This is a genomic window from Bacteroides cellulosilyticus DSM 14838, assembly GCF_000158035.1.
GTDB classification, from domain to species: Bacteria; Bacteroidota; Bacteroidia; order Bacteroidales; family Bacteroidaceae; genus Bacteroides; species Bacteroides cellulosilyticus.
This window is the reverse complement of record NZ_EQ973491.1, coordinates 962,388-970,707: the sequence shown is the minus strand read 5'-3', so window position 1 is coordinate 970,707 and position 8,320 is coordinate 962,388. Positions and strand designations below refer to the sequence as shown.

Genomic DNA, 8,320 nt, shown 5'->3' with positions numbered 1-8,320 from the left:
CATTGCGCCCTAACTTAAAAAAATGTACTTTTGTGAAAACTAAAAAGCAGAAGAATATGGAAACTACAATACAAATTCTCACCTATTCAGAATTTTCCAGTTTATAACTTTGCAGCATGAAAAGAAACTTACTCATTCTCATATATTTCCTCCTCCGCCTCCTCTGCCCGTCCACGGCCTCCGCCCAGCCGCAAACGCCGCAAGAAGCTACCCCCGACTCCATCCGCATCAGCCTGCTGACCTGCGCCTCGGGTGGGGAAATCTATTCCCTGTTCGGCCACACCGCCATCCGTTACGAAAACTTCACCCGGGGCATTGACGCCGTCTTCAACTACGGCATGTTCAATTTCAACGCCCCCAACTTCATCTTCCGCTTCGCCCTGGGAGAGACGGACTATCAATTAGGCGTAACCAATTACGAGCACTTCGCCTCCGAGTACAACTACCTGGGACGGGACGTCTGGCAACAGACCCTGAACCTCACCCAAGCAGAAAAAGAACACCTCTTCAACCTGCTTCAGGAAAACTACCGGCCCGAAAACCGCATATATCGCTATAACTTCTTCTACGACAACTGCGCCACCCGTCCGCGCGACCAGATAGAGGCCGCCATCGACGGCACCTTGCAGTATGCTGACAATATGACCGATACCGACACGGGAGTCACTTTCCGCGATTTGCTGCATAAATATAGTGAAGGTCATCCGTGGTCACGCTTCGGCATGGACCTGTGCATGGGCAGCAAAGCCGACCAACCCATCAACCGACGACTGATGATGTTCGTCCCCTTCTATGTGCAGGACTTCTTCAACACAGCCCGGATCATAGACAACGAAGGCCAGGCACGTCCCCTCGTATCCTCCGAAGAGAAAATAGTGGTAACCGGACTGACTGATGCCGACCACCGCTCCGGAGGAATCACCCCGATGCAATCGGCCCTGCTGCTGTTTGTGCTGGTGGCAGCCGCTACCATCTACGGCATCCGCCGCGAGAAAACCCTTTGGGGACTCGACCTAATCCTGTTCTTCTGTGCCGGAATAGCCGGGTGCATCCTCGCCTTCCTCGCCCTCTTCTCCCAACACCCCGCAGTAAGCCCCAATTACCTGCTGTTCGTATTCCATCCCCTGCACTTATTTTGCCTCCCGTGGATGATAAATAAGGTGAGAAAACGGCAGAAAAGCTGGTACATGAGGACGAATTGCGCTGTTTTAACACTTTTTATACTGCTTTGGGCGATAATACCGCAAAGAATTGACTTAGCTGTATTACCTTTGGCACTTTGTTTGCTGGTACGTTCAGCAAGCAATCTTATTTTGACATTGAAAAAGAGATAAATGAAAAAGGGACTGATTACTTCCATACTCGCACTTACTTTCACCGGTCTGCAAGCACAACCGTTGCCTGCCACACCTAAATTAGTGGTTACGCTGACGATTGACCAACTGCGCACCGACTATATGGAAGCATTCTCAACCCTCTACGGAGAGAAAGGTTTCAAAAGACTGATGCGCGAAGGGAAAGTGTTCTACCAGACCGAATTCCCTTTCAACGGAACAGACCGCGCTTCTGCCATTGCTGCCATCTACAGCGGCACGACGCCTTCGATGAACGGCATCATATCCCAGTACTGGATGGATGCAAGCACCCTGCGCCCCGTGAATTGCGTGGACGACGGCGCATTTATGGGCAACTTCACCGACGAAAACTCTTCTCCCTCCCAATTACTGACCTCTACCATTGCCGACGAACTGAAAGTAGCCACCCGCAACAAAGGCCTGGTGTATGCCATCGCCCCCTCGCGCGACGCGGCCGTACTGGCTGCCGGACATACCGGAAACGGTGCTTTCTGGCTGAACGAGAACACAGGCAAATGGTGCAGCACTACATATTACAGCGAGTTCCCGTGGTGGGTAAGCCAGTACAACGAACGGAAATCACCCGACTTCCGTATCCGCGACATGGTATGGGAACCGGCACACCCCATCAACAAATATACATTCCTGCCCGAATGGCGGGACCAGCCCTTCAAATATAAGTTCGACAGCGAACGACGCAATAAATTCCGCCGACTGCTCACCAGCCCGTTCATCAACGACGAAGTGAACCTGCTGACAGAAGAACTTCTGGAAAAGAGCACCATCGCCAAAGATGAGATACCCGACCTGCTGGCACTGACCTATTACGCCGGAAACTACAACCATAAAAGTACGCAGGAATGTGCCATGGAAATGCAGGACACGTATGTACGCCTCGACCGCAGCATTGCCGCACTGCTCGACCTCATCGACCGCAAAGTAGGTCTGCACAACGTCGTCTTCTGCATCACCTCTACGGGCTATGCCGATCCGGAAGCTCCCGATCTCGGCCTGTACCGCATCCCCGGCGGGGAATTCTACCTGAACCGCTGCGCCACCCTGCTGAACATGTATCTCATGGCCACGTATGGCGAAGGACAGTACGTAGAGACTTATCATAACCAGCAAATTTATCTCAACCATAAATTAATAGAGAACAAGCAGCTGAATCTGGCGGAAATTCAAGACAAGTCCGCCGACTTCCTGATACAATTCAGCGGAGTGAACGAGGCGTATTCAGCCCACCGCCTGCTGCTGGGTCCCTGGTCGCCCCAGATAGAACTTGCCCGAAACAGCTTTCATCGCAAACGTTCGGGCGACTTACTGATAGACGTATTGCCCGGCTGGACTATCGTGGAAGAAAATGCCACCGATAACCGCGTGGTACGTCATGCCAATGTTCCTGCTCCGCTCATCTTCCTGGGCGGTGGAGTGAAGCCCGAAACGATCCGGGTTCCCGTCAATATTACCCGCGTAGCCCCCACCCTGTCAAGTGTGATGCGCATCCGCGCTCCGAATGCTTGCACAGAGACTCCACTGAATTTCTGAGGTTTACTCACCACAGAGCACACAGAGTTTCACAGAGTTTTTATACCTCTAATGACCAATAGACTTCCTTCATTAATTGAAGAAAGAAAACTCAGTGAAACTCTGTGCCCTCTGTGGTGAAAGTCTACATCAAATAAACAGCGCAAAAATGTGTAATCTGTATAAAAATCAGTAACTTTGCGCACTCAATCAACTTAGTAAATAATAATAAAAATAGATATAAAATGGGATTTAATGAATTTTTAAGCTCGATTTTCGGCAACAAATCCACACGCGACATGAAAGAAATTCAGCCGTGGGTGGACAAGATCAAAGCCGCTTACCCGGAAGTTGCCAAACTCGATAACGACGCCTTACGCGCCAAGACAGAAGAACTGAAAGAATATATCCGCAATTCTGCCGCCGACCAACGCGCCAAGGTGGAAGAACTCAAAGCTGGTATCGAAGAAATCGAACTGGAAAACCGTGAAGAAGTTTTCGCACAGATAGATAAGATAGAAAAGGATATACTGGAAACTTACGAAAAAGCTCTTGAAGAAGTACTGCCGGTAGCTTTCTCTATTGTGAAAGAAACTGCCAAACGCTTATCCGAAAATGAAGAAATCGTAGTGACGGCTACCGAATTCGACCGTCACCTGGCTGCCACAAAAGACTTCGTACGCATTGAAGGCGACAAAGCCATCTGGCAAAACCACTGGCAAGCCGGCGGTACGGAAATTGTCTGGAACATGGTACACTACGATGTACAATTGTTCGGTGGCGTCGTATTGCATAAAGGTAAGATCGCCGAAATGGCAACGGGTGAAGGTAAGACATTGGTGGCTACCCTCCCCGTATTCCTCAACGCACTGACCGGAAACGGTGTACATGTGGTGACCGTAAACGACTATCTGGCCAAACGTGACTCCGAATGGATGGGCCCGCTCTATATGTTCCACGGTTTAAGTGTGGACTGCATCGACAGACATCAGCCCAACTCCGACGCACGCCGTCAGGCTTATCTGGCAGACATCACCTTCGGTACGAACAACGAATTCGGTTTCGACTACTTGCGTGATAATATGGCCATCAGCCCCAAAGACCTCGTACAACGCCAGCACAACTATGCCATCGTCGATGAGGTGGACTCCGTATTGATTGACGATGCCCGTACTCCGTTGATTATTTCCGGTCCCGTCCCCAAAGGTGAGGACCAGTTGTTCGAGCAATTGCGTCCGCTCGTAGAACGTCTGGTGGAAGCACAGAAGAAACTGGCTACCCAATATCTTGCCGATGCCAAGCGCCTGATTGCTTCCAGCGACAAGAAAGATCAGGAAGAAGGTTTCCTTGCTTTGTTCCGCAGCCACAAGGCACTGCCCAAGAACAAGGCATTGATTAAATATCTGAGTGAACAAGGTATCAAGGCAGGTATGCTGAAGACCGAAGAGATCTACATGGAGCAGAACAACAAGCGTATGCACGAAGCTACCGACCCGTTGTACTTCGTCATCGAAGAAAAGCTGAACAGTGTAGACCTGACAGATAAAGGTGTGGACCTGATCACCGGTAACTCGGAAGATCCTACCCTCTTCGTATTGCCCGACATCGCCGCACAGCTTTCCGAACTGGAAAACGAGACTGACCTGACAGACGAACAACGTCTGGCGAAGAAAGATGAACTGATGACCAACTATGCCATCAAGTCCGAACGTGTACACACCATCAACCAGTTGCTGAAGGCTTACACCATGTTCGAGAAAGATGACGAATACGTTGTGATCGACGGTCAAGTGAAGATTGTGGACGAGCAGACAGGCCGTATCATGGAAGGCCGCCGCTACTCCGACGGTCTGCACCAGGCCATCGAAGCCAAGGAAAACGTAAAAGTGGAAGCCGCCACACAGACATTCGCCACCATTACGTTGCAGAATTACTTCCGTATGTACCACAAACTCTCGGGTATGACCGGTACTGCCGAAACGGAAGCAGGCGAACTTTGGGACATCTACAAACTGGATGTAGTGGTGATCCCCACCAACCGCCCCATCGCCCGTAAAGACATGAACGACCGCGTTTACAAGACGAAACGCGAGAAATATAAAGCAGTCATCGAAGAAATCGAACAGCTGGTACAAGCCGGACGCCCTGTCCTGGTGGGTACCACATCCGTAGAAATCTCCGAAATGCTGAGCAAGATGTTGACCATGCGCAAGATCGAGCACAGCGTATTGAATGCCAAGTTGCACCAGAAGGAAGCAGACATCGTAGCCAAAGCCGGTTTGAAAGGAACAGTGACCATCGCTACCAACATGGCCGGTCGTGGTACGGACATCAAGCTGAGCCCGGAAGTAAAAGCTGCGGGCGGTTTGGCCATCATCGGTACCGAACGCCATGAATCCCGTCGTGTAGACCGCCAGTTGCGCGGACGTGCCGGACGTCAGGGTGACCCGGGTTCTTCCGTATTCTTCGTGTCACTGGAAGACGACCTGATGCGTCTGTTCTCTTCCGACCGCATCGCCGGTGTAATGGACCGTCTCGGCTTCAAGGAAGGTGAAATGATTGAGCACAAGATGATCTCCAACTCCATTGAGCGTGCACAGAAGAAGGTGGAAGAAAACAACTTCGGTATCCGTAAGCGTTTGCTGGAATACGATGACGTGATGAATAAGCAACGTACGGTGGTCTATACCAAGCGTCGCCACGCCCTGATGGGTGAACGTATCGGAATGGATATCGTAAATATGATCTGGGATCGTGTTGCCGCAGCCGTTGAAGCTCCCGATTACGAAAACTGCAAAATGGACTTCTTGCAGACTCTTGCCATGGAAGTGCCTTTCAACGAAGAACAGTTCCGTAACGAAAAGAAGGAAAAGCTTGCTGAAGCAGCCTTCAATGTGGCAATGGAACAGTTCAAGCGCAAGACGGACCGCATGGCACAGGTTGCTTATCCGGTAATCAAGCAGGTATACGAAACCCAGGGACACATGTACGAGAATATCCTGATCCCCATCACGGACGGTAAACGCATGTACAACATCTCTTGCAGCCTGAAAGCCGCTTACGACAGCGAATGTAAGGAAGTGGTAAAAGCGTTTGAAAAGTCTATCCTGCTGCACGTTATCGACGAAGCATGGAAAGAGAACCTCCGTGAACTGGATGAACTGAAGCACTCTGTACAGAACGCGAGCTACGAACAGAAAGACCCGTTATTGATTTATAAGCTGGAGTCTGTAAACCTGTTCGATACAATGGTGGATAAGATCAATAACCAGACTGTTTCTATCCTGATGCGCGGACAAATCCCGGTACAGGAACCGCAGGAAATTCAGCAGGCCGCTCCCGAACAGAAGCAGGATATGAGCAAATACCGCGAACAGAAACAAGATCTGAGCGATCCGAACCAACAGGCCGCCGCCCAACAGGACACACGCGAACAAGTGAAGCGTGAACCGATTCGTGCGGAAAAGACGGTAGGACGTAATGATCCTTGTCCTTGCGGAAGTGGCAAGAAGTACAAGAATTGCCACGGGAAGAATATGTAATAAGTGGTTAGTGATAAGTAATTAGTGATTAGTATGCTAACCACTTATCGCTAATCACTAATCACTAATAAAAGCCTTCAACGGTTAAAAACTGTTGGAGGCTTTTCTATATCCATACAAAAGTGTATTTTTGTTATTCCTAGATAAAGAATAAGCTTATGACTAAATATTCGTACTCACTATTGGTGTGCTGTGTTCTGCTGTTCAGCGGTTGCCAAAGCATAGAGCAACTCTCCATCGACTATATGTTGCCGGCAGAAGTCAGCTTTCCGTCCGCCCTCAGGCGCGTAGCTGTGGTAAATAATATGCCTCCTATCCCGGATAACAAGCTGATTCTGGAGGAAAACGATGAGAAGAAAAAAGATGAGACAGAGATAGCACGCAAGACAAAGTATTTCAATGGGGATGGCAAAATCGCCACGGAATCACTGGCGGAGGCACTTGCCAACGAGAATTATTTCGATGAAGTGATTATTTGCGACTCTGCCTTGCGTGCCCATGATATGATTCCGCGCGAAAGCACCCTTAGCAAAGAGGAAGTGGAAAAGCTCACCCAAAGTCTGGATGCGGACTTCCTGATAGCCTTGGAGAACGTACAGATGCGCTCCATCCGTAAAATCGAATATTTACCGGAATGGGGAGTATATGCAGGTACGCTTGACCTGAAAGTATATCCTACCGTAAAGGTGTATCTGCCCCAACGCAACGGTCCGATGGTGACAGTCAATGCCAGCGACAGCATCTTCTGGGATCATGCAGCTCCCAGTATGGCACAGGCAGGCGCAGGACTCATCAGTGAAAAAGAGATGCTGAGAGAGGCTTCCGAATTTGCCGGCACTATCCCCGTGAGCCATATGCTGCCACATTGGAAAACTGCTTCCCGCTATCTCTTTACAGGCGGTTCCGTAAATATGCGTGATGCCGCGGTCTTTGTCCGCGAAGATAACTGGGACAAGGCCATTGAACTCTGGAAGCAAACCTATGAGAAAAAGAAAAAAGGAAAGCAGAAAATGTATGCCGCCTATAACATTGCCTTAGGATACGAAATGCAGGACAGCATTCATACAGCAGAAGAATGGGCCTTGAAAGCGCAGAAAGTAGCATACGATGTAGACAAAATAGACGAGAAGAAAACTCAGGAAGGCGTAGACCTCATGGATATCCCCAATTACTTCGCAATAACCCGCTACCTGAACGAATTGCAGGAGCGAAAGGAGGGAATGACCCGACTGAACGCCCAAATGGAAAGATTTAAAAATGATTTTTAGAGAAATGATGCAGAGGTAATTATTTTTTTTATACCTTTGAACGTCCATTAAGAAAGAATATCTATTATGAAACTGAGCCAAGCATCATTATCACTCCTTGAAAAGGCCATTAAACAGGCAGTCGCCAAATACACTTGCGGCTGTGAGCAAACCATTGTGACCGACATCCATCTGCAAGCCAACCAGAATTCCGGCGAATTGTCCATCTTTGATGACGAAGACGAATATCTGGCTTGTGTCTCTATCGAGGAATGGATGACTTATGACGGAGATGATTTCTACGAAAATGTAGAACGTATTCTTTCTACCTTACTCCACAACATGAAGAACGGAGGTGACTTTGAAAAACTGACTATTCTGAAACCTTACTCTTTCGTATTAGTGGATGATGAAAAGGAGACAATTGCAGAGTTACTGCTGATGGATGATGATACGTTGCTTGTGAACGAAGAATTGCTGAAAGGCCTGGATGAAGAGTTGGATTCTTTTCTGAAAGAACTGCTGGAAAAGTAATAGCATTTGATTTATAAAAAATAAATTAGCCCTTGCAGTAATCGGATATTGCAAGGGCTATTTTTTAGGGATAAGTAATTAGGGATAAGTACTCATGCAAAATTAACTTGTTCTA

Annotated in this window: 5 protein-coding genes; all 5 read left to right on the top strand. The window is 48.8% G+C overall.

Features of this window, described 5'->3' with window-relative positions:
* Positions 1-116: 116 nt before the first annotated feature.
* The 5 genes from lnb to BACCELL_RS15895 all read left to right on the top strand — a co-directional run bounded on the left by lnb (position 117) and on the right by BACCELL_RS15895 (position 8,205).
* The gene (gene lnb / locus BACCELL_RS15915; protein ID WP_044153921.1) at positions 117-1,334 is read left to right on the top strand and encodes a lipoprotein N-acyltransferase Lnb; all 1,218 of its coding nucleotides are present in this window, start codon (positions 117-119) and stop codon (positions 1,332-1,334) included.
* On the top strand, positions 1,335-2,903 hold the full coding sequence (locus tag BACCELL_RS15910) for an alkaline phosphatase family protein (RefSeq protein WP_007212930.1): 1,569 nt from the start codon (positions 1,335-1,337) through the stop codon (positions 2,901-2,903).
* A 224-nt stretch (positions 2,904-3,127) separates the two neighbouring features.
* Positions 3,128-6,424: a preprotein translocase subunit SecA gene (gene secA, locus BACCELL_RS15905; RefSeq protein ID WP_007212928.1), complete on the top strand. Its 3,297-nt coding sequence runs from the start codon at positions 3,128-3,130 to the stop codon at positions 6,422-6,424.
* A gap of 158 nt (positions 6,425-6,582) precedes the next feature.
* The gene (locus BACCELL_RS15900; protein ID WP_007215611.1) at positions 6,583-7,692 is read left to right on the top strand and encodes a DUF6340 family protein; all 1,110 of its coding nucleotides are present in this window, start codon (positions 6,583-6,585) and stop codon (positions 7,690-7,692) included.
* Between the two features lie 66 nt (positions 7,693-7,758).
* Positions 7,759-8,205, top strand: coding sequence for a hypothetical protein (locus tag BACCELL_RS15895; RefSeq protein WP_007212926.1), 447 nt, complete (start codon positions 7,759-7,761; stop codon positions 8,203-8,205).
* The last annotated feature ends 115 nt before the right edge of the window (positions 8,206-8,320 follow it).